General features: G+C 30.5%; 20 protein-coding genes and 1 other annotated feature (1 of these 21 cut by a window edge). Of the genes, 8 read left to right on the top strand and 12 right to left on the bottom strand.

The window, feature by feature from the left end:
* On the bottom strand, positions 1-389 hold a 389-nt coding region (locus ACREVU_RS19310; RefSeq protein ID WP_431553229.1), incomplete at its 3' end, for a helix-turn-helix domain-containing protein.
* Between the two features lie 145 nt (positions 390-534).
* Here ACREVU_RS19310 and ACREVU_RS19315 point away from each other — a divergent pair.
* The 4 genes from ACREVU_RS19315 (at position 535) to ACREVU_RS19330 (ending at position 5,873) form a co-directional block, all read left to right on the top strand.
* On the top strand, positions 535-1,767 hold the full coding sequence (locus tag ACREVU_RS19315) for a sensor histidine kinase (protein WP_431553281.1): 1,233 nt from the start codon (positions 535-537) through the stop codon (positions 1,765-1,767).
* Complete coding sequence (locus ACREVU_RS19320; RefSeq protein WP_431553230.1) at positions 1,757-3,145, top strand: sigma-54-dependent transcriptional regulator; 1,389 nt, start codon at positions 1,757-1,759, stop codon at positions 3,143-3,145. Before ACREVU_RS19315 ends, ACREVU_RS19320 begins: the two co-directional genes overlap by 11 nt.
* A 346-nt stretch (positions 3,146-3,491) precedes the next feature.
* Entirely contained in the window at positions 3,492-4,415 is a 924-nt protein-coding gene (glsA, locus tag ACREVU_RS19325; RefSeq protein WP_431553231.1) for a glutaminase A, read from the top strand.
* A gap of 24 nt (positions 4,416-4,439) precedes the next feature.
* The gene (locus ACREVU_RS19330) at positions 4,440-5,873 is read left to right on the top strand and encodes an alanine/glycine:cation symporter family protein (RefSeq protein ID WP_431553232.1); all 1,434 of its coding nucleotides are present in this window, start codon (positions 4,440-4,442) and stop codon (positions 5,871-5,873) included.
* A 482-nt stretch (positions 5,874-6,355) separates the two neighbouring features.
* Here ACREVU_RS19330 and ACREVU_RS19335 read toward each other — a convergent pair whose 3' ends face one another.
* Positions 6,356-6,481, bottom strand: coding sequence for a hypothetical protein (locus tag ACREVU_RS19335; RefSeq protein ID WP_431553233.1), 126 nt, complete (start codon positions 6,479-6,481; stop codon positions 6,356-6,358).
* 660 nt (positions 6,482-7,141) lie between these two features.
* Between ACREVU_RS19335 and ACREVU_RS19340 the strand changes: the two genes are divergently transcribed.
* Positions 7,142-9,040 carry a type I glutamate--ammonia ligase gene (locus tag ACREVU_RS19340; protein ID WP_431553282.1) on the top strand — a complete coding sequence of 633 codons (1,899 nt, stop codon included), beginning with the start codon at positions 7,142-7,144 and terminating at the stop codon, positions 9,038-9,040.
* Between the two features lie 79 nt (positions 9,041-9,119).
* Here ACREVU_RS19340 and ACREVU_RS19345 read toward each other — a convergent pair whose 3' ends face one another.
* The gene (locus ACREVU_RS19345) at positions 9,120-10,928 is read right to left on the bottom strand and encodes an N-acetylmuramoyl-L-alanine amidase (RefSeq protein WP_431553234.1); all 1,809 of its coding nucleotides are present in this window, start codon (positions 10,926-10,928) and stop codon (positions 9,120-9,122) included.
* A gap of 359 nt (positions 10,929-11,287) precedes the next feature.
* Here ACREVU_RS19345 and ACREVU_RS19350 point away from each other — a divergent pair, with 359 nt between their 5' ends.
* From ACREVU_RS19350 to ACREVU_RS19360, 3 genes are all read left to right on the top strand, one after another.
* Positions 11,288-11,923 (top strand): MBL fold metallo-hydrolase, encoded by a 636-nt coding sequence (locus ACREVU_RS19350; RefSeq protein WP_431553235.1) that lies wholly within the window; start codon positions 11,288-11,290, stop codon positions 11,921-11,923.
* Between the two features lie 381 nt (positions 11,924-12,304).
* Entirely contained in the window at positions 12,305-12,505 is a 201-nt protein-coding gene (locus ACREVU_RS19355) for a cold-shock protein (RefSeq protein ID WP_216147183.1), read from the top strand.
* Between the two features lie 204 nt (positions 12,506-12,709).
* Entirely contained in the window at positions 12,710-12,892 is a 183-nt protein-coding gene (locus ACREVU_RS19360) for a hypothetical protein (protein WP_431553236.1), read from the top strand.
* Between the two features lie 116 nt (positions 12,893-13,008).
* Here ACREVU_RS19360 and ACREVU_RS19365 read toward each other — a convergent pair whose 3' ends face one another.
* The 9 genes from ACREVU_RS19365 to metG form a co-directional block, all read right to left on the bottom strand.
* Positions 13,009-13,842: a YhfM domain-containing protein gene (locus ACREVU_RS19365; protein ID WP_431553237.1), complete on the bottom strand. Its 834-nt coding sequence runs from the start codon at positions 13,840-13,842 to the stop codon at positions 13,009-13,011.
* A gap of 321 nt (positions 13,843-14,163) precedes the next feature.
* The gene (locus ACREVU_RS19370; RefSeq protein ID WP_431553238.1) at positions 14,164-14,748 is read right to left on the bottom strand and encodes a hypothetical protein; all 585 of its coding nucleotides are present in this window, start codon (positions 14,746-14,748) and stop codon (positions 14,164-14,166) included.
* Between the two features lie 111 nt (positions 14,749-14,859).
* The gene (locus ACREVU_RS19375; protein WP_431553239.1) at positions 14,860-15,984 is read right to left on the bottom strand and encodes a DUF7922 domain-containing protein; all 1,125 of its coding nucleotides are present in this window, start codon (positions 15,982-15,984) and stop codon (positions 14,860-14,862) included.
* Positions 15,985-16,061: 77 nt separating this feature from the next.
* A complete protein-coding gene (gene rsmA / locus ACREVU_RS19380) occupies positions 16,062-16,898 on the bottom strand; it encodes a 16S rRNA (adenine(1518)-N(6)/adenine(1519)-N(6))-dimethyltransferase RsmA (protein WP_431553240.1) in 837 nt (278 codons plus the stop codon).
* On the bottom strand, positions 16,879-17,442 hold the full coding sequence (rnmV, locus tag ACREVU_RS19385) for a ribonuclease M5 (RefSeq protein ID WP_431553283.1): 564 nt from the start codon (positions 17,440-17,442) through the stop codon (positions 16,879-16,881). The genes rsmA and rnmV overlap by 20 nt, the downstream gene beginning before the upstream one ends.
* Before the next feature lie 194 nt (positions 17,443-17,636).
* Positions 17,637-18,677, bottom strand: a complete 1,041-nt coding sequence (locus ACREVU_RS19390) for a resuscitation-promoting factor (protein ID WP_431553241.1) — start codon at positions 18,675-18,677, stop codon at positions 17,637-17,639.
* Between the two features lie 283 nt (positions 18,678-18,960).
* Positions 18,961-19,728: a TatD family hydrolase gene (locus ACREVU_RS19395; RefSeq protein WP_431553242.1), complete on the bottom strand. Its 768-nt coding sequence runs from the start codon at positions 19,726-19,728 to the stop codon at positions 18,961-18,963.
* 95 nt (positions 19,729-19,823) lie between these two features.
* Positions 19,824-21,341 carry a DUF445 family protein gene (locus ACREVU_RS19400; RefSeq protein ID WP_431553243.1) on the bottom strand — a complete coding sequence of 506 codons (1,518 nt, stop codon included), beginning with the start codon at positions 21,339-21,341 and terminating at the stop codon, positions 19,824-19,826.
* 196 nt (positions 21,342-21,537) lie between these two features.
* Positions 21,538-23,478 (bottom strand): methionine--tRNA ligase, encoded by a 1,941-nt coding sequence (metG, locus tag ACREVU_RS19405; protein WP_431553244.1) that lies wholly within the window; start codon positions 23,476-23,478, stop codon positions 21,538-21,540.
* 150 nt (positions 23,479-23,628) lie between these two features.
* Positions 23,629-23,692, bottom strand: a binding site (T-box leader) (it continues 171 nt past the right edge of the window).

Below are 23,692 nucleotides of genomic sequence, written 5' to 3' on the forward strand. Positions count from 1 at the left end.
GTTTCAAATTGCAGTTCTTTATTTGTAATATTTTGAATTGCTGCATATGGAGATTCACCGTCTTTACCTATGGCTTTTTCTAAGTACTTCACCAATTTGTAATCTTTCCCTATTTTCAACGCAGGACCTTTAGCTGTTCCTTGTCTGTCATGTTCTGTTTGCCCAATTTCAGCGCTATATTGCATCCGAGTGGTTAAGTCACTATTCAATAATAGTACCATTCCTCTAGCAATTTCACGCCTTATTGTGCGTTCTGATCGCCCACCTATTTGCTCCGCAATACGGCTTGAATTTAGCCCCATCCTATGCAATGCTTCTAGCTTTATTCGTTCCTCGTAGGTTAGGTGTTTACCTTTTCTACTCTCTGTGATAAAATTTAATTGACTCATTTGAAATCCTCCTCTATATGTTGGTTTTGCACTTAACATTATACTAGAGTATTTCTCTTGAGTCTTTATTTTTTTTATCCTTCGGTCATTTCATTATACAACTTACCTCTCAATTCTTATTTCTTTGCTAGGAATACTCTTATTGATGGATAGCTTTTTTAAGCCTATATCAATACTTTTAGACGGATATAATGATATAATATCTGGAAACTTTAAACGCGATATAAATATCAACAGAGAAGATGAACTAGGCCTTTTGGGAAAAGCCTTTAATGAAATGAAAAAGCGTATAGCCATTGGTAGTAATAATTTTTTATTAATGAAAATGTTTAATGATGATATATTGCGGAGTATATCATCAGGTATGATAACCGCTGATATGTGTGGAAAAATAAAAAACTATAATGATGCAGCATCAGATATTATAAAAAAGGTAATGTGCCTTAATGAAATAAATCCTGAGATTGTAAAAATACTCATGATGCAAATAAATGAAACCATAGAAACTCTGGATTTCGTAAATAGAATAGAGTGTTTTAATGGTTATGACGCAAAAGGGTCAATTTACCTTGATATAACTACATCCTTAATGAAAAATTCTTTAGGAGAATGTATTGGAGTTATATGTAACTTTAATGATATTACAAGCAGAAAAAAAATTGAAGAAAGTGTAGAAAGAATAAATAGGCTTACATCCCTTGGGGAGCTTACCGCAGCATTAGCACACGAGATAAGAAATCCGCTTTCAGGAATTAAAATGAGTGCTCAAATATTAAACAAAAGATTTGTTAGTCAGCTTAAGGTATCAGACCAAAATCTCTTTGATGCTATAATTAAAGAAACGGAAAGACTAGATTTTCTGATTACAGACCTTTTAAACTTTTCAAAACCACGAATACCTAAGTTCCAAATTATAGATGTATCTGAAATCCTTGATAGAGCTTTAATTTTTTCAAAAGAAAAAATCAGAGCGAAACAAGCTCTGGTTAATGTGGAATATAATATTAATGAAAAAAAAGTATATTTTGATAAGGGACAACTCTCTCAGATATTTTTAAATATTATATCTAACGCATTGGATGCTATTAATATAAACGGTAATTTAGTAATAACTTTAAAAAGCCCTGCTGAAAGCGGTAAAAAATATATAAGTGTAAACTTTAAAGACAATGGATGTGGAATTGAGAAGGAAAACATAAATAAAATTTTTAATCCGTTTTTTACAACAAGAGAAAACGGAACTGGATTAGGTCTGTCTGTGGTTCACAAATTAGTAATAGCCAATAATGGAAACATTGAAATTGAAAGTATAAAGTCAGTAGGAACTATTGTGAAAATATATTTACCAAAATATAAGGGAGATATTAATGAAGATTAAAGTTTTAGTGATTGATGATGAACAAATAATGAGACTTACCCTTAAAGAGGGACTTTTTGATCTTGGGTATCAGGTTGCCACGGCTTCAAATGGATCGGATGGAATGGAGAAGTTAAAGCTATTTAGACCCGATGTAATTTTGCTGGACATGAGACTTAAATCTGAGGATGGACTTGATATTGCAAGAAAAATAAAGGAAATAGATGAATATGTAGAAATAATTATAATGACTGCATATGGAGATATTAAGACTGCAATTGATGCAATTAAGATAGGGGCCATAGATTATATAAAAAAGCCTTTAGATATTGATGAAATTGAGGTTACAATATTAAAGGCAATTGCCAGTCAAAATATGAAGAAAAAACTAAGGCTTTATGAAGAAAAAGAATTGAAGGACGAAGAAAATTTTATAAGCAAAGATCCTGTAATGGAAGACACAATAAAAAAAATGAATATATTGGCTAAAAATGACTCTGTAACTGTACTTATACGAGGAGAGACTGGAACGGGTAAAGAGGTTATTGCTAACTATATTCATAAAAATAGTGAAAGAAAGAATGCAATAATACTCAGTGTTAACTGTGCTGCAATACCAAAAGAGCTTCTAGAAAGTGAGCTTTTTGGTTTTGAAAAAAATGCTTTTAGTGGTGCAGCCTCAAGGAAAAAAGGGCTTTTGGAACTAGCTCATGGTGGAACTCTACTCCTTGATGAATTGGGAGAAATGCCAATTGGAATGCAGTCTAAGCTTCTTAGATTTCTTGAGACAAAAAAATTTAACCGAATAGGTGGGCTTGAGGAAATAGAGGTTGACATAAGAATAATTGCAGCTACTAACAAAAATCTTGAACAAGCAATAGCTAGAAAAGAGTTTAGGGAAGATTTATATTATAGGTTAAATGTAGTCCCCATATTTATACCAGCATTAAGAGAAAGAAAAATTGATATTTTAGAGATTTCAAAGCACTTCTTGAATATTTTCAACATAAAATTCAAGAAAAATTTCAAAGGTTTCACAGAGGGTGCTATTGATATTTTGACATCTTATGGTTGGCCTGGAAATATAAGAGAACTTAAAAACATTATAGAGCGAATTGTAATTCTTAATGATGCAAAGCTTATTGATGTTAAGCAACTTCCAAGCGAGATGCAAAAGGAGCTAGTTCAGAATAAAAATATGAAAGATTCAGACGAAAAGGAAGCCAGTATTGATGAGGGTTTTTCATTAGAAGAAAAGGTAGCAGAATTAGAAAAATTTTATATAGTAAAGGCGCTACATAGTACAAATCAAAATTCTAGTGCTGCTTCAAAACTTCTTGGAATTTCTAGGCATGCACTTAACAGAAGGATTGAAAAGTACTTTAACGACATTTTATAAGGAAAGTCCCCCACTTCTATAAGTGCGTGTTACATACCCTAATAAATAGAAAATTTCAGTAGAAGTATAAATCTCCTTTTGAAGTCGTTAATATTTCAGCATCGAAGATGATGATTTAACAATGTAGTGAAAGATGTTTAAATTAATATTAACTTGATTTTTAATGAAAAGTGCTCTATATCAAACAACTTGTTTGATATAGAGCACTTTTTTGCTCGCTTTATAACATATTAATAGGAATGTCGTAAAAAAACGTTATTTTTCTGAATTATATGTATATTTTGAATTTGGCATGAATATTGCTTTGTATATTAATGTTAAGAGATTATGGAGGAGAGGAATGTAAATGCAATCAATATTAAAAGTAGCAATTGAAAACAGCAAAAAAATTACAAGTAATGGAAAAGTAGCAACGTATATTCCTGAACTTGCAAAAGGTAATAGAGATGCCCTTGGAGCATGCATATTTGACACAAGTTGTAACGTTATTTCAGAAGGTGATTATAAAACAAAGTTCACTATTCAAAGTGTATCAAAGGTGATAATCCTTATATGCGCTCTTGTTGATAATGGTAAGGATGTCGTTTTCTCTAAAGTAGGTAAAGAACCTTCAGCAGACCCGTTTAATTCAATGGCAAAGCTTGAAATGATGGAGACACATAAACCATCAAATCCATTTATAAACGCAGGAGCAATAGTTTGCACATCACTTGTGGCAGGAGATAATGGTATAGAAAAGTTTAGTAGAATTCTCAATGTTATGAAGAGATTGTCAAACAACGATGACATTGAGGTAAATTATTCAGTTTATAACTCTGAGAAATTGACGGGCAATACAAACAGAGCTATTGCTTACTATCTAAAGGGGGCAGGCATAATTGAAAAAGGTGTAGAAGACGTATTAGATGCATACTTTAAATGCTGTTCAGTAGAGGTAGTTGTTGAGGATATTGCAAGGATAGCATCAGTTATTGCAAACAATGGTGTAGCGCCATGGTCAAATGAACGGTTAATTCCAGTGGATGTCAATAGAATAGTTATGGCTATTATGATGACCTGTGGATTATATGACAGATCTGGAGAATTTTGCATCGAGGTTGGTATTCCTGCTAAAAGCGGAGTAGGTGGATGTATAATGGCTGTTGTTCCAAACCGTATGGGAATAGCAGTTGTAGGGCCAGCTCTTGATAAGTACGGAAATAGCATTGGCGGATCAAGAGTTTTAGAAGAACTTTCTAATAAACTTAATTTAAGTATCTTTCAAGAATAAAATTATTAATGGGAGGGTGACAAAATGTTAGAATTTTTAAATTCTATTGTAACATCATGTAATGACATACTTTGGTCTTATGTTCTCATATTTTTACTTATAGGTATAGGTGCTTATTTTACTATTCATCTTAAGTTTCCACAGTTCAGATTTTTCTCTCATACATTTAAGCTTCTTAGAAATGGAAGAAAAACCTCAGAGGGAGGGGACGGTGCAGGAATCTCATCATTTCAAGCCTTCTGCATAAGTGTAGCTTCTCATGTTGGGACTGGAAATCTTGCTGGAGTTGCAATAGCAGTTACAGTTGGAGGTCCAGGGGCAGTTTTTTGGATGTGGGTTATAGCTCTTTTAGGTGCAGCTTCAAGTTTTGTTGAAAATACATTAGCACAGGTTTATAAAGTTAAAAGTGAAAATGGATACAGAGGCGGTCCTGCATACTATATGGAAAAAGCTCTTGGCAATCGAAAACTTGGTATAGTATTCTCAGTACTTATAACTATATCTTTTGGACTTGTATTTAATTCAGTTCAGGCAAATACTGTAACATTAGCTTTTGGAGGAGCTTTTGGAATTACCAAGTTCTGGGGTGGTATGATTCTTGTTTCACTTACCGCGTTGGTTATATTTGGTGGTGTTAAGAGAATAGCAAAAGTTGCAGAAGTTCTAGTACCAGTTATGGCTGTAGCATATGTAATAGTTGCATTATTTGTAATTTTGAAAAATATAAATCAAGTTCCAAACGTATTTAAAATGATATTTCAAGGTGCTTTTGGTTTTAAACAATTTACTGGTGGTGGAGTTGGCGCAGCTATTATGATGGGTATTAAAAGAGGATTGTTTTCAAATGAGGCTGGTATGGGAAGTGCCCCAAATGCAGCAGCTACAGCAGATGTAAGCCATCCTGTTAAACAAGGAATTGTGCAGGTATTTGGAGTTTTTCTAGATACTATAGTAATATGTAGTGCAACAGCATTTATTGTTTTAGTTTCTGGAGAACACTTAAATGAAGGACTTACAGGAATAGAACTTACACAAGCAGCACTAACCTCACAGGTAGGTAACTGGGGTAATATATTTATAGCAGTATGTATTTTTATGTTTGCGTGGAGCTCAATCATAGGAAACTATTATTATGGAGAATCAAATATTGAGTTTATGAATGGAAACAAAACATGTCTTACTATTTTTAGATTTTCGGTAATTGGTATGGTATTTTGGGGATCCATGTCTTCAATAGATATTGTATGGAATATGGCAGATTTATTCATGGGAGCAATGGCACTTATAAATCTTGTTGTTATTGCTAAAGTAAGTAAGGTGCTTCCAAAGATAATTAAGGATTATGCAATTCAAACTAAACAAGGCAAAGATCCAATATTTCATGCAGATTCTATTGATGGGCTTGAAAACACTGAATGCTGGAATGATGAGGTTAAAAGTGGAAGAAAAGTTGTTTAAATAAAGTAAATTAGTACAAATTGTCAGGTTGCTGAAGAAAAAACAGTATAATTTTTTATTATACTGTTTTTTTTAGTAACAAGCTAAACCATTAATATTTTGAATTTTCATTTTCTTAAGACGTATTTGTTACAGCTTCTTGTAGGTTTGTTTATAATATATTTAATACTTCTTATAGATTACAAAAATATGTAAATATAATATATTAATGCGGCATATTTCTACTTATACTTAATTCGCTAATACCAGTCAAATTTAATGGGTCAAAGTCAGAACTTAAGAATGATTTATTTTAAAATCATTGATTTTCTCTTAAATATCCAATTACTAGCATTATTTATAATTTATAGAGTTTTTTTCAAATATTATTACCAAAGAAGACTTAATCTCCACTCTTAACAAAATAGTATAATCTAGATCCAAATACTTGCTTATATCCTAGAACATGCTAGTTATTAACTTATTTTTTTCCATAATTTCATTTAGCCTCCTGGTATGTCAATGTCTAAATAAATAGGTTCAAAATCCTTTAGAACAACTATAATGAATTGAGTACCTATAATATATTCAGGTATTATCGAATTACTTTGTTTTTTTTGCTCGTCCATTTTATAAGTTATATATCATCAAAAGCAAATTTTCCCCGAGTATTCCATTATAATATCGTATCGTCCATGATTTCGTCCTACCTACCTTTCCACAATTATCATAACATTTCAGCTATTGGTTAGTTCAGTGCCATTTCAAAAATAATTTTCAAAAAAAATCCTAGCCCCTGATCTAAAAGGTCAATACTATTATGCGTCAGCTGTGTAAATTTACTTGTATTTACCATAATAAATTTTATGTAATAAAGATTTAAAATTATCTTAACGAACTATAATTCTTTCTTTACAATAATTGTACGTAAATACTATGATTTTATGTCTATAATTATAAATTTCATTGTTAAAAAAGCATATTTCTATAGATATATGTGATATAATATTAGATAAAAATGAAATTTGTAAGAATTCAAAGTATAAACAAATATAGAATACGTTTACACAAATGAATCTACATGCTAAGTAACTTGCAAAATAGTGCCTTTATTTTCTAACTAATTATATTCCATGACATTTTGTATTGACATACTTTCATTTTTATAATAAAATTTTTTTATTTATATCATTTATTTTAATAATAATATGATTCTATTTCTAAGATTACTAATGAAATCACATTCATGGCTTTTAAATAAAAAATATATATTTTAAAGGAGGAAGTTTATTTTGAAAAAATTAATTTATGTAATTGCTAAAGAAAACCATTCCGAAAAAGATATTAAAGAAATTCTACTTGCCCACTCTGAGGTGAAATTTGTTTCCCTAGTTGGTATTGACTTAGCTGGAAATGACACCGATGAAAGAATACCAATAGAAATATTTTTAGATGATATTAGTGGCTTTGCTAGGGGAGCTATTCAAACTGATGGTTCATCTGTAGTATTGCCTGGAATTGCAACTTTAAACAATGCCAAAACAGATATGCTTGCAGACTTTGATTGTAATTGGTTTATCGATTACAATTATGAAAATATTGACCCTGAAACTAATTTCCCTGTGGGCACATTAAAAATTCCATGTGTATTGGTACACAATAGTATTCCAGTGGATTCAAGATCTGTCTTAAAAAAATCTGTAGAGTGCTTTAAAACAAATCTTCTTAATCTATTAAAACAGTATCCTTCTGCTTTAGCTTCTTTTGATTTTTCATATGAAGATATTGATGAAATGATACTTACCTCTGCCACCGAGTTAGAATTTTGGGTTAAAACGCCTAATGATAAAGCTGATATTGAGGAATTATCTACTTCTCAAGTATTAAAAGAACAATATTGGAGTAAAACTAAAGGAAATGTTAGAACTGCCCTTGAACAAACCATTTCCCTAATGATAGCTTATGGTTTTGAACCTGAAATGGGCCATAAAGAAGTGGGTGGTGTAAAGGCTCAAATAGGTGAGGATGGTTCTCTAACTCATATTATGGAGCAACTTGAATTAGATTGGAAATATTCTGATGTGCTTCAATCTGCGGATAATGAACTCTTTGTCAGAAATTTAGTAAAAGAAACCTTTAGACGTAATAGTTTAGATGTAACATTTTTAGCTAAACCTGTTCATGATGTAGCAGGAAGTGGTGAACACACTCACATTGGAATAACTGTAAAATTAAAAAATGGTAAAAGAATCAACTTATTTACTTCAACTAAAAAACATTTTTTAAGCATTTTTGGTTATGCTTCTGCAATGGGTATACTTAAAAATTATGAAGTAATAAATCCATTTGTTTCTGCAACAAACGATTCTTTAAGAAGACTAAAACCTGGTTTTGAGGCTCCAGTTTGTATAGTTACTTCCCTTGGTCACAGTGTAGATGTTCCTTCAAGAAATAGATCTATACTACTTGCGCTAATAAGAGATCTTGATAATCCTCTTGCTACACGATTTGAACTAAGATCACCTTGTCCACATACTAATACCTACCTAGCGCTATCTACCTTATATATGACGATGCTAGATGGGATTACCTATGCTATAACAAACAAGAAAAATGAAGATGACCTTTTAAAAGAATTATCTAAAGCACCAGGTGAAGATAGTGATTATTTAGAAAAATCTAGGGCTTACAGAAGTGAGGAAGATGTATTCGAATTCTATACAGATGAAGAGCGTAGCAAATATTTCGGGAAAGCACCTAAAACTATTTATGAAAATCTGGGTACGTTAGACGAATATCCGGATAAATTAGAAGTTCTTAAAGTCTCAGGGGTGTTTACTACTAGCATAATAAACAGCTTTAAGATGGCAATAACCACTAGATGGGTTACTGAAATAAATAATAGAATTTTAAATGATTATGCAGCAGAAATCCGAAAGTGCAAAATGGTTCATATTCCTGAAAAGGCACTGGATTTAGATTTAGCAAATTGGCAGAAAATTAATGACTTAAGACATTCTATTATGAAAGACACTTATTCTAAAACTAGCCAATTTACTAAAATAAAAGAAGCTTCTAAAGTTAAAAACTATAACGCGCTTTCATCATTACAAGTACAATTAGATTCAGATATGGAAGAGCTCAGAATGTATTATAATAATTACAAAAAGAATTTGTTAGACATTTAATTCACAAATTATATATTAAAAATAATAAGAAAATAACCCCCATAATTAATATGGCGGTTATTTTCTTATTATAATTTTATTAAGGTATTATATTCGTTATTCCTAAACTCTTAAGGATACCAGTTGCAATTGCCAAAGCTAATTTGTTTTGATAGCCTTCAGTTTTTAACAACATTTCTTCTTCTGGGTTAGATAAAAAGGATGTTTCTACCAATATAGCCGTAGTCCCTGAATTTCTTACAACATAAAGACCCTCAGTCTTAATTCCTCTATCTTTTCTTCCAGTTGCTTTAATTAATTCAGTTTGGACATTTTGAGCTAGCTTTGCTCCAGCAGCACTGCCACTAAGGTAGAAGGTCTCTATGCCACTAACTGTAGAACTTTCAAAGGAATTAGCATGAATGCTTACAAAGTAATCTGGTTTAGCATTAATCGCAATATCACATTTATCTTGAAGATTTCTGGCTTGATTACTGGAATAAGGTATATTGTCATTTTTTCTTGTGTACACCGTTTCAACACCATTTTTAACTAATATATCTCCTATTTTAAAAGAAATTTTTAAAACTACATCCTTTTCATAGGTTCCTGTTACCCCTACTGCTCCCGAGTCACCACCTCCATGACCTGGGTCTATTACTATCTTATAGGTTTTTTTAGTAACATTAATTATAACTTTAACACTCTTATCATAATTTGCTATAATTCCCTCATAAGTATAAATACCTATCTCATTTAGAAAAGCCGTATTATTAGGCCATACTACTTCCACATCTTTTTTTGAGCCATTACTCATAGTAACTCCAACAGTTTTAGGGAAGGTATATGTGCTACCCGCTTGTACACTAGCTGTTATGTCTTCCGCTGAAGATATTTCAAAAATAGAATCATATTTAGTATCTATATTGGCAAATCCAGCATAATTCATTAGCCCATTCGCTATAGCCTTTGCAGCATTATTCTGATACTTTTCGCTACTTAATAATGTCTCTTCTGTTGGATTACTTAGGAATCCTAATTCCAATATTATAGCAGGACAGCTTGTCTTTTTTAATATTCCAAAAGTTGGTATATCATCCGCTAATAGTACTCCCCTATCTTTAGCATCTGTTGCTTTTATAAGTTCACTTTGTATTGAACTTGCTAACAATTTGTTGTTATTACTCGCATCACCTAGATAATATGTTTCAATACCATTTGCAGTATCTAAAGAGTACGAATTAGTATTTATACTTAAAAATAAATTGGCATTTGCATTTTTAGCTATTGTGGCTTTTACATCATCCTCGCTAGGTTTGTCCCAAGATGCCGAATCACTATCTCTAGTATATACTACATTAAATCCCCTTGTTTTCAATATACCGCCTAGTTTTAGTGCTGTACTTAAGTTTATATCTTTAGCCTTAGTGCCATTTATACCAGTGTTACTGGTATAATACTGAGCTGGGTCAATGCATACAGTAAAGTCACTTGGTTTTATGGGTATAATTGGTTTTATATTTTCAATTTTAGTATTAAAATTCATCCTAACTTCTTTAGGAAGGGGTTTACCGTCTGTAGACTCAACCTTATTCGTCACTATCAAAGTATACGTCTTATTAGATTCATAATTTTTTACAGGCCTTACTATTACATTTTTATTATTATTAGCTAAAGTTACATTAATAGGGATGGAACTATTATCTTCCCCCACCACCTTAATGTTTGTAGTGGTAACAGTATTGGCACTCAATGCTTTGTTAAAACTAACTGTCCAAGGTTTGCTAACTACCACATCGTTTTTAGGCCCCATATCTGTATATGTACTAGCCTTAACTGTTATTTGCATAGGTATAAACAATGCAAAAGCTAAAATAGTAATTATAATTGTTTTAAATATTTTTTTCATATAGCCCCTCCTAAACCATAATATTCTTCGTTTTTAGTATTTGTATCATTATTTAGATAATTTTAAGAAGTATTGTAAAATATGTATTATTCTTCAGCTAATTATACTACATTTTTATTATCATCTCTATAGTTTATAAATATTTAATTCAAATTTGAAAGATTTATTAAATTTTAATATATTAGCTCATATAATAGTATATTACTCTAAGAAATGTGTCATAATTTAATGATGATCCCAAGTATAAAATGTTCCCCCATTATAAAATACGTTCCATTTAACAATTTGTTTCAGTTTCAATTTATAATGAGAATGTTTTTTTCAAAATAAGAATAATTTTTTTCAAAAGGAGGATTTATGTGGAAATAACTTGGTTAGGCCATTCCTGCTTTCTACTAGAAAATAAAAAAGGAAGAACTCTTTTAACGGATCCATTTGACCCTACTATAGGATATGAAACTTATACGGCTAATCCAGATATTGTAACTATAAGTCATCAACATTTTGATCATAACTATACTAAAGATCTAAAATATAATTGTAAAATTATAAATAAAGTTGGTATATCTATTATAGATGATATAGCTATAAAAGGCACTCCTTCTTATCACGACAAAGATAAAGGTGCAAAACGTGGTGATAACATAATATTCACTTTTAAAATAGATGACTATACCTTATGTCATTTAGGAGATTTAGGTCACAGTCTTTCAAATGATGATATAGATGCTATTGGAAATGTAGATATATTGTTTATTCCTGTGGGTGGTAATTACACCATAGGTGGCAAGGAAGCTTGTGAAATTACTAAAAAAGTAAATCCCAAGATAGTTATACCCATGCACTATAAAACTCCACAAGTATCCTTTCCCTTAGATGGTGTTGAAACATTTCTTATTCATATGAAAAATGCCATAAAAATTAATAGTAATAAATTGATAGTTACGGATGAAATACAGGAATCAATGGCTGTTAAAATATTAAATTATATTTAATTAGAACAAAGTCATGTATTGCTAGTATTAATATACCTCTTATAAATTTAAAAATTGAATAGTATAAAAAAAATATTAAAAGCCAAACTATATTTGTAACTTAAATTAAACTTATTAAGACAATTATAATTAATATAGTTTTATAGGTGAAAATAGTTTTCTAACATAGCTAAACTGTAAATATTTTAATATATCCATATTATGATAAAACAAGTTGCGTTTATAGATGTTTTGGGTAAATAAATTACATAAAATCAATATTATTTATTTATTTTTGAAAAACTATTTAAAAATCTGTTAAAGTGTAGTATTATAATACTTATGTTACAAATGTTTTAGGTTACAAATGTTACAAATTTTTTTATTCAGGAGGAAAGTTATATGAAAACAGGTACAGTTAAATGGTTTAACTCAGAAAAAGGATTTGGATTTTTATCAGTAGAGGGAGAAGAGGATGTATTCGTACATTTTTCAGCTATCCAAGGAGACGGATATAAATCATTAGAAGAAGGACAACAAGTTCAATTCGAAATAACTACTGGAGCTAGAGGACCTCAAGCTTCTAACGTTACTAGAATATAATTCAAAATCTAAATTAATCTATAATAAAAATTAGTTATAGATAAACCACCTATCACTTTGTGATAGGTGGTTTTTAGTTTAAGTTAGGTAGTCAATCTACTTATTTCATACAATTCATAAAAACATTAGCACTTCGTGAATATATTAGTTATATTTGCTAAAACTATAATAAAAATAGTTTATGTTTTACGAAAGGATGTTTTCATGATGTTTGGAAAAATAATAGATATGGACAGTACAGATGCTTTTATAAATTTTTCAGATGGAACTACTATAGATATTAGCATAACTCGCTTACCTAAAAATTCAAAAATAGGAGATTCAGTTGATTTTAATATTGGAGCACCTATTAATATGACAAATGATAAAATGGAAAATCTTTTCTAATATTATTTAATAATAAAAAGATGTATTTTTAAAATACATCTTTTTATTAGATCAGTCACCCCTATGCAGTTATCCCTCCTCTTAAGAGGCTACACTTTAGATTTCAAAAATTTTTTTTAGAAATTAGCAGGTTCCTTATCTTCAAAAGTGTCAATAACCCATGCACCTTTTTCATATTTAGATACTACATAATATTTTTTTTCCTTATCACTGCTTGAGCTTTTAATAGTTACAGAGGATTTGTATATAGTAGCTTTATACCCTTCTGTTTTAACCTCTATTAACTGATCATAATTTATCTTTTTATCTTTTAGTAATACAACATTATAATTATCTAACAATTTACTGTTGAAGGATTCTAAATCCGTTGATAGTATGAATTTAGCTATTGTATTATCTTCACTTATATCCAGAACTAATTTTTTATTTTTCCCTTCTCCATTTACATATTTTTCCACAACATTTGAGATTGAATCATAATATACAGTTTTAAAGTCTATAGGCTTTCTAATATTCCAAAAGTTTTGTATTATATCATTGTCAATTCTTTTAGATACAATATAACTCTTATCTGCACTATATAAATTAGCTCCATCTTTTTCATCCAGGCCAGCTATATAGTTGAATTTATGAATTTTATCTATGCCTTCATACATTTCAAATATATAATCAGAGTCTAGTTCTGACTTTGCGCTAACTTCCTTGGATGATGATAGAATTTCATATAAATCTTTTATGGCTATTTCATCTGTAACTACAAACTTAAAGCTTTTATCCCTAGTACTTTGTATTATTATCTTTTTAATTCTGCCCTGTTTAATATACTCAAAATCATTATTTTTCACTCCAAGCTTCACTTTAATACCATCAAAGCTATTACACCCTATAAATATAAAGGCAACTATAATTATAAAAGAAAATATAAGGAGCTTATTTTTATTATTTTGCATTTGTTTATCCTCCTAGGTTTTCTCTGCTAGTAATAACAATCATCGTCTATTATTCTAACCCTCAGATATTGTTTTTCTTTTTCTTCTATCATACCACATTGAAAAGAATGCTAACACAAAATCAAAACTAACAAACGTTCTTGGCCTTGTATTCCGCTACCTAGAGCAATAAAATATTAAGAGAAGCCATAATGCTCCTCTTGCTTAAACAATCATTAAAAATCAATTAAATGGCCTTAATTCACTTATAACAAATCAATGAATCTTTGTTTTGAAATATCATTGAATAAATTATAATACTTCAGAAAAGTTCAATCAACTTTAATTGATTTTAAATGTCTCAACTATACTTTCAAAAATAGCTCCATAAGTTTCTTTAAAATTAATATTTCTTGTGAAAAATGAAACCCTATAAAACTCTTTTCCGCCATCAATAAAATATTCATAGGCCTTGTACCAATTATTATCAGTTATATTAATTAGGTATTGCACTACATATGTTTTTTTGCCATTTATAATAATATTGTCAATTCTATAATTTTTAATTATATTTTGCTGCTCCGATATATTTTTGCTATTATCTAAGAATGCTTTTAGTTCCTGCTTGCTCTTCCACACTTCTACGAATCCGTGAATTAATGCATCTGAAGATTGAAAATCGTTATGATACAAAATCTCACCGCCAGGAAAGCTTCTTTGTTTTGTTGTCCATCCTTCTGGCAATTTATAGCTCATTTTACCATCTAAAGCACAATAATCATCTAACAAATTAATTTTATTCTCCACAAGAATAGTGGCTTTTAAATTTTTATCAAATTGTTTTGATATCCCCAAAAGGCAAATCATAAGTCCCACTATTATTATTGTAATTCCAACCTTTTTTCTGTTTATAAATATTACCCTCAAATTGTACCCCCATATATTAATATTAATATACTATATGATACAAACTAAAATAATATTAAAAAATTAAATGTGTGACTAGATTATATAGTCACACATTTAATTTTACATGTATTATTTTTTTAAAGGAATAACAATTGTAGATTTTTTAAAATCATAAAACATCAGCCAATGACCCATTTCATCATTTTCATTATTTGAAATCCAAGTTACAAAACCTGTTTTCCCTCCATAAGGCTGATGAGCTTTAGCTTTGCTTCCAGGTATTCCATAAACAATATACTTCATTTTCCCATTAGAATCACACTTATATCCTAGCATGAAAGATTTATAGTTTCTAATGTATGGATAATAACAAATCATAGGATAATATGCTATTGTATATTTATTATAGTCACTGAAATCATACATATCCTCTAAATTATTCACAGGGACTTTATACCACGTGCACCATTTGATTTCCTTAGAAAAATCATGTACTTCCTGAAAGTCTTGTGCAACTGTCTTAAAGAAGTCTCCCATGGCACCTTTAGGAAATTCATTTTTATCATTACACTTATCTTCTTTGATTTCTTTTTGTTCTTTATCTTGTTTTTTATCCTTATTTCTAATTACATCAGAAACATCTTCAGGCGTTTCTACTTTAATCTCTTCTTCTAATTTTTCTGAAATTTTGCTGTCTAAAACATTATCTCTCTGCTCAGCGTGTACTTCTTCAGTCTTTACTTTGATTAATTCAATACTTTGTTCATATTCATCAAACTCATTTATTGAATCCGATTCTCTTGTTTCTTTGTTTTCCACATTAAAATCTGCTAATTTATAGTTTCTCCATTCATTAGGTTTATCTGTTGTAGAAAATCCGCTCATTATTGAAACCACATTATTATCTAAAAATTTTACAATTGCAGCCCCAATAATTTTTTCTGCAGAAATCCCTGTGTCCGCTATATTTTCCATATCGTATTCATTAGAAATGTCTACCCTGCCATAATCGTCTATGTTCACTTTACCAAGTTTTATAATTTTATTAACATCTTTTTTACCACATATTAAAACCATGTAATAAGGTTGTTTTTCTTTCCTTAGGTTTTGCAAGTAGTATGAAATCTTACATTTATTATTTTTCATCTCTAGCTTTGCATATCCAGAAGGAATCTTATCAGAGTTTAAAGAATATCCTTTTTCATCTTCTTGTAATATAATAAAGTACCTACTATAACTTTTTTTAGGTGTCACCTTCTTTTACCTCCATATAAAACTTATTCATTATACTATATGAAGTATATAATAGAAAGTGAACAACATTTGAAAATTTATTTTACAAACCCTATTTCATCCGAAAGTTTAGCAAACTCTTTTAATGATAAAGTTTCGCCTCTTCTACCAGGATCAATGTTTGCTCTTTCAAAACATTTTAGCAGCTCTTCTTTATCAATTCCTATATCTTTAATGCCGTTCCACAAAGTCTTCCTTCTCATATTAAAAGATTTTCTTACTATAGCAAAAAATAAGGCCTCATCATTAACCACAACACTAGGCTGTGCTAATTTATCCAACCTAATAACTATAGATTCCACCTTAGGCTCTGGTATAAATGCTGAAGGGGGAACTAATCGAAGGATTTTTGTATTACAATAGTATTGAACTAATATTGAAAAAGCTCCATAAGCCTTGCAATTTGGCTCAGAATCTATTCTTACCCCAACTTCCTTTTGTATCATTATAGTTAAGGATTTAAAATTATAGCCTTTAGTAAGTAAATTAACAATAATTGGAGTCGTAAGATAATATGGTAAATTAGCTACGAGCTTTACAGATTTCTCTTCTCCCATTAATTCATTAAAATCTACTTTAAGAGCATCATCATGAATAAGTTCAAAATTATCGAAATCCTTAAGCTCCTCTTCTAAGATAGGAAAAAGTTTTTCATCTAGTTCTATAGCACAAACTTTTTTAGCTCTTTTCAAAAGCGCTCTAGTTAATGTTCCAAATCCTGGCCCTATTTCTATAATGAAATCCTCTTTGTTAACATCCGCTCCATCTACCACGTCACCTAGAACAGAATCATCTATTAAAAAGTTTTGTCCCAGACCTTTTTTAAACCTAAATTCATATTTTTTTGCAACCTCACTAATAGTTAAATTTGCCATAGTTCATCTCCTTATCTATCTTTTTCAAGGCCTCTATAAATTCTTCCTTCACAATTCCATAGTTATTTAACCTAGTTATAAATTGTGCTGAATTACCATAGCCTATACCTAATACGTTTCCTAGCGCATGGCGTCTTTCCACTGCTCTGATATCAGCTGTTAATTTAAAAAATATCATATCTTGCACGTCAAACTCTTTTCTCTTCTCTTGAACTTCAAATTTTGCAGCGTGTAGTGCTCTTAGAATTGTTTCAGGTGATGCATTTTCAACACCTATGTCTCCATCTTTAGTACCTTCCTTTTTAGATATGTATGCATGTTTTACATTTGGTACTCTTTTAGTAATAATTTTTCTTATCTTTTCTCCAGCAAAATCTGGATCAGTAAAGATTATTACTCCTTTTCGTTTTTGAGCTTCTCTTATTTTATTAATTATTTTCTCATTAATTCCAAACCCACTCACAGAAATAAGTTCAGCATCTACCGCTCTTTTAACCGCGGTAATATCATCTCTTCCTTCAACTACTATTACTTCTTTAATCATATTATCCCTCATATTATCCTTCATGTTCTCCTCCATAATATATTATCTAAGGTATTTCTTATTATTATTTCATCATATAAAAAATATATCCTTTAGTATTTCTTTTTGTTATTATATCTATAATATCATTTTAATTATTAAAAGCGAACACTATTTATAGTGAATTGTAAAGCAAAAAAAAGGAGCTTATGCTCCTATTTTAAAATATAAATATCTACATTTCTAGATCCCCAATCCCACATTTCACCACTGGAATCAAAATAAAGATCTATTATTTTACCCTTTATAGCTCCGCCTATATCTTCTGCAATGGCATATCCATATCCATCTACCCAAAGTTTCGTTCCTAATGGAATAACTCTAGGATCTACAGCTATAGTACTATATCCATCAGGGTTTCTTTTTGCCATTACTCCAGTGGAAGTCATACCTAAGTAAGGATCGTCAGGGCCTTTCCCAGTGCAATTATAATCAGCAGTATATGCTGTTGCTCTAACCTTAAGCTTCTTAGTATAACGAACGTCGCCTCCACGTGATGGTGAATATACCCCTACAGTACCTAGGGCAACTATTTGTTTAACTGGCTGCGATTTAAGTTTTTCACTAACTAAATTTCTAGATACCTCTTTGCCATTTTCATAGACAACAGATGAGGTGATAACCTTCTGACCTGCTTTGCCCTTTTGAATGACTTTTTTTACTCCTTTGTCCAGTTCATTACTGTTCTTAAATTCAGTTGCAAAGTTAATCGCTTTAGTTTCTTGAAGAATATCAGTGTTTACTCTTGTTATTTGTACTTGTAACCCTGATTTTAGCGATTCACTTATTAATGGGGTAATTTTGTCTTCAGCCTTTAATACTATTTTTTCTGCTTTTAGCATATCTGCTACTGTATTCTCGGCAGTTTGAATATTTAATTCTTTCCCATCAACTTTTACTTTAACATTTACAGCCTTTTTTATATATATTTTGTCTCCGTCTTTTACTTCACTGTCTAAACTAACTGTTATTTGGTCTTTTGCCCCTAGTGCTATATTATTTGTTTTTAATATTTGGTTAACATTACTTTTTAAAGTTATAACTTGTGTAGACTTACCATCAACAATAACAGATATAACTTTTTTCATGTTAAATATAGTCACCGTAATGCAGGTTAATAATAACATTACCACAAAAACTGTCTTGGGACCATTTGAAAAATAGTTCTTCAGATTATTTTTCATATTTTTCATCATAGAGATTCCCTCCCTTAGTCAAGAGTACTTGGGTATTATACCTTGAAGCATGAAATAAGTCAAATTTTAAGCCCACAACTCTTAGTTTTGACTGTTAATGCAACATTGTGCATACAATTATAATATCAAATTATAATTACAAAATAGGACAAAAAATCCAGTCTCTTAGGGTAAATCAGTAAAATAGTATTTACCAATAAAATTATATGTCACTTATTCAATTTTAATTACAATTATATTTATGTATTTTTTTACTATAATTTGAATTAATAACCACTATACACTATTTGTTTATTTTTAGCAACTGTTTTATGTTGCTTGTTGTTGCAACTTCAATTTCTTCTATCGTTATTCCTTTGATTTCCGATATTCTTTCTATTATGTACTTAATATAATCAGATTGATTTCTTTTTCCTCTATGTGGCGTTGGAGCCATGTATGGGCAATCCGTCTCTACAAGTATCCTATCCATTGGTACAACTTTTGCAACTTCTGCTATTTTTTTTGCATTTTTGAAGGTTATAACTCCAGTGAACCCTATATAATATCCAAGTTTTAAACACTCCTGTGCAAATTCAACACTTCCTGAGAAGCAGTGAACGGTACCTATTACCCCCGGAAACTCCTTTAATATATCTAAAGTATCTTTATGAGCATCCCTATCATGGATAACCACTGGTAATTTAAGTTCCCTGGCAAGCTCCATCTGAAGTTTAAATGCGGCCTTTTGAATTTCTCTAGCTGGGTTTTCTTCGTAATAATAATCTAATCCTATTTCTCCTATAGCTCTAACCTTTGAATTCTGAGCTAACTTTCTAAGTTCTTCAATAAGTTCTTCATTAACCATATCAGCATGTTCAGGATGTATTCCTACAGCAGAATATATAAAATCATATTTACTAGATAATTCTACTGACATCCTTGCACCCTCCAGTGATGCCCCACAGTTTAAAATCCCTATTACACCATTGTCCTTTAACTCTTGTATTACTTCTTCTCTATCCTCATTAAATGCTTCATCATCATAATGTGCATGTGAATCAAATATCATAATAAATGCCTTATTAAACCCCCATAGTTCCAGAGGTTTAATTACAGGCTTCACCTTCCTTTCATTGCGCTATATAATTTCCTTAAGAGATGTGTTTAAAGCGACCCCAATATAGGCGATAATAGTCCCATAATCGCTCCCAAAATTGCTCCTAGCCAAGTTATAGCATTTAACTCTTTACTTGCAATCTCTAATATAATTTTCTCTGCAAAAGCTACATCAAATTCATTAATTTTATCTTCAACTATTTTAGCTACATCTAATATTTCAATTACATCTGCAGCCTTATTTTCTATAAACTTATTGTATAATTCTTTAACTACTTTAGAAATAGATTGAGCTACTTTATCGGGTTCCCCCACAATTATGGATTTCATCTCCATGTGCAAAAGTCTATTAATCATTACAGCTACTATTTCTGCTACTTTTATTTTCACAGAACTGCTTGCAGTAATAGCTTCAATTCTTCCCTTTACAGCTTTTTCTATTCCACTTTCATAGTCTATTCCTGTTGTTTGTAAAAGTTCTTGAATAGATGCATAGTTATTAACCTTGCCTTCAATTTTTTCAAAAATGCTCCTAATAAGTTTTTCATCTACAATTTTTGTTGTAAATAAATTAATAAGAGGCTTTATTCCATCATTAATTCCGTCAATAGAAATTTCAGAAAATACACTTGATATTGAATTTTGTAAAAGTTTGTCTATTATATCATTAATAATTGAAGCAATATCATTATGGTTTTTATCATCATCTAAGAATTCATTTATACCCGTTACAACTTTTTCATAAACACTGTCTGCATTCATAAACATTGCTATCATTGGAGTTATTTTAGTTGATATTACCTCGCCTACAATTTGCCTCAATTTCTGCCTATTTTTTTCTTCTTTCATTAATTTTTTTATTTCCAAGGCAATATCATGTCTTTTACCATAAATGTATACTTTTAAATTGTTTGTTATTCCCTTAGGTATAACTTCTTCGAAATTCTTATCTAAATCCTTTAGGTCACTAACCTTTTCTTCTAATATTTTTTCGATTTCCCCATAAAAGCATTCTGTATCCTTATATTCGATTGCCGCATTTAGTACCTTGTTTTTTATTGAATTGTATAATTCACTTTCATAAATAACTTGCGGTTTAGCATCTAATTCTAACATTATTTGTGCTGTTGCATATTTAGCAATACCTTGTTTAACATCCTCTTCATTTATATAATCTATAAGTAATTTAGAAAGGTTATCGTTAGTACTCTGAATAAACTCAGAATATTCATGGCCTAGTACTGTTTTTATTTCTTTTTCTACCGTAACCTGACTATTTTCTATAGATACGATTTTACTCTTAACCCAAGAATCCAATTGATCATTCATATTTTCACTACATAATGCCTTCATAATTGTTTCCTTTGTCAAGAGATGCTGCCCTATACTTTCGCCCACACTTTTAGCAATTCTAGACTTTTCCTTTGGTATAAGACCTGGAGTAAACGGTACTTTAAATTTACCAATTCTAATCTCTTGGTGTGGTCTAAATAACATTTTTATAGCTAGCCAATTTGTTATAAACCCGATAATAGATCCAATTAAAGATCCTATAAGAAATTTCATATTATTTTCCCCCTTGCTATTCTCTGGAGTACAAAACAATTCTCAATTGTTTTGTACTATAATTCTCTGTAGTATTTGCAACATCTAATTATAAATCTATATTTGTTAAAATTCAATAGACTGCTATGTTTTGAGCATTAAGATTTAAATACAAAAGCATGAAGTCTATTTTACTAGCACTTCATGCTTTGTTAAATTACCTAACTGTACTTCCTGTTGGCAATTCTCCTGGTATAGATACTGCAAATAGCTTGCTATCGTCCTGGGTTACGGCTGCAATTATCATTCCTTGTGATAATTCGCCTCTTAGTGTAACAGGCTTTAAATTAGCTACTAGCACTACATATTTCCCAATTAAATCTTCCGGTTTATAGCTCTGGGCTATTCCTGAAACTACTTGCCGTATTTCTCCTCCTAAATCTACTTTTAACTTAAGAAGCTTTTTAGATTTTTTCATGGGTTCGCATTCTAATACTTTAACAACTCTCATATCTATTTTTTCAAAATCTTCTATTGTAATTTCTTCTTTTATTTTCTCCATAGTAGGTTTTTGTATCGCCTTTTGATTTTCTTCTACAATTTTATTAAGCTCTGCTATTTTAGCTTCTACATCTATTCTTGGGAACATTATATCGCCCTTATTAACTTTTGTTCCTGCTATTGTTCCATCAAATGATGCTAAACTTTCCCAGGTAGTTGCTGATATATTTAGTTGATCATTTATTTTACCACTTGTCGTTGGTAAAAATGCTGATAGCAATACTGATGTTATTCTTAAGGATTCTGCTAAGTTGTACATTACTGTTCCTAGTCTTCCCTTTTGAGTTTCATCTTTTCCGAGTATCCAAGGCGTAGTTTCATCTACATACTTGTTAGTTCGCCTAATAAGTTCCCAAATATAATCTAGTGCTTCAGGAATTTTAAGTTCATCTATAGCTTTTTCTACTTTACCTGGAGCTGCAAGTGCCATTTCTATAAGCTCGTTATCAACATCTGCTATATCAATAGGCGCTGGAATAACTCCATCAAAATATTTTTCTATCATTGTCACGGTTCTAGATAATAAGTTTCCTAAATCATTAGCTAAATCTGAATTTGTTTTCTTTATGAATATTTCATTAGTAAATATTCCATCAGAACCAAATGGTATTTCATGAAGTAAATAATACCTAACTGCATCCACACCAAAATGATTAACTAGTATTACTGGGTCTACTACATTTCCTTTAGATTTTGACATTTTTACTCCACCATCAAAAAGAAGCCAACCATGACCAAATACCTGTTTTGGAAGAGGAAGTCCTAATGCCATGAGCATTATTGGCCAATAGATTGTATGGAATCTTAGTATATCTTTACCTATTAAGTGTACATCTGCTGGCCAGTATTTTTCGAAAAGAGAAGTATCTTCTCCATTATATCCAAGAGCCGTTATATAGTTAGACAATGCATCTACCCATACATATATAACATGGCCTGGATCAAATTCTACTGGTATTCCCCAGTTAAATGTTGTCCTTGAGACACATAAATCTTGAAGCCCTGGTTTAAGGAAGTTATTTATCATTTCATTTTTTCTTGATTCTGGTTGAATAAATTCCGGATGAGTCTCAATATATTTTATAAGTCTATCTGCATATTTTGACATTTTGAAGAAATATGCCTCTTCCTTTGCTTTCTCTACAGGTCTTCCACAATCAGGGCATTTCCCATCTACTGCCTGAGTTTCTGTCCAGAAAGATTCACAAGGAGTACAATACCAACCTTCATAAGAACCTTTGTATATATCACCTTGATCATATAACTGCTTAAATAGTTTTTGGACTGCCTTTTTATGATAATCATCAGTAGTTCTTATAAACTTGTCATAACTTATGTCCATCATCTTCCATAAATCTTGTATACCCGCTACTATTTCATCTACATATGCTTTTGGAGTAACACCTTTTTCCTGCGCTATTCTTTGAATCTTTTGACCATGCTCATCTGTTCCAGCTAAGAACATTACATCATAGCCGGTAAGCCTCTTAAATCTAGCAATTGCATCTGCTGATACTGTCGTATAAGTATTACCGATGTGTAAATTTGCTGATGGATAATAAATTGGTGTAGTAATGTAATAAGTTTTTTTAGTCATTTTTCTCCAACCTCTCTTACTTATAATTATTTATAGTTATTAACTTTAAATACATGAAAATAAATACAATATATTACCTTTCAATGACAATTGCCAAAGTTTAAAATTTTCTAGAAAATACAAAAAAGTCTCTAAACAGAAAAAATTCTGTTTAGAGACGTATTAACGTTTTACCACTCTAATTCATCTTTACATCACTATAAAGACCTCAATG

The organism is Clostridium sp. (assembly GCF_050717535.1).
Classification (GTDB): Bacteria; Bacillota; Clostridia; order Clostridiales; family Clostridiaceae; genus Clostridium_AD.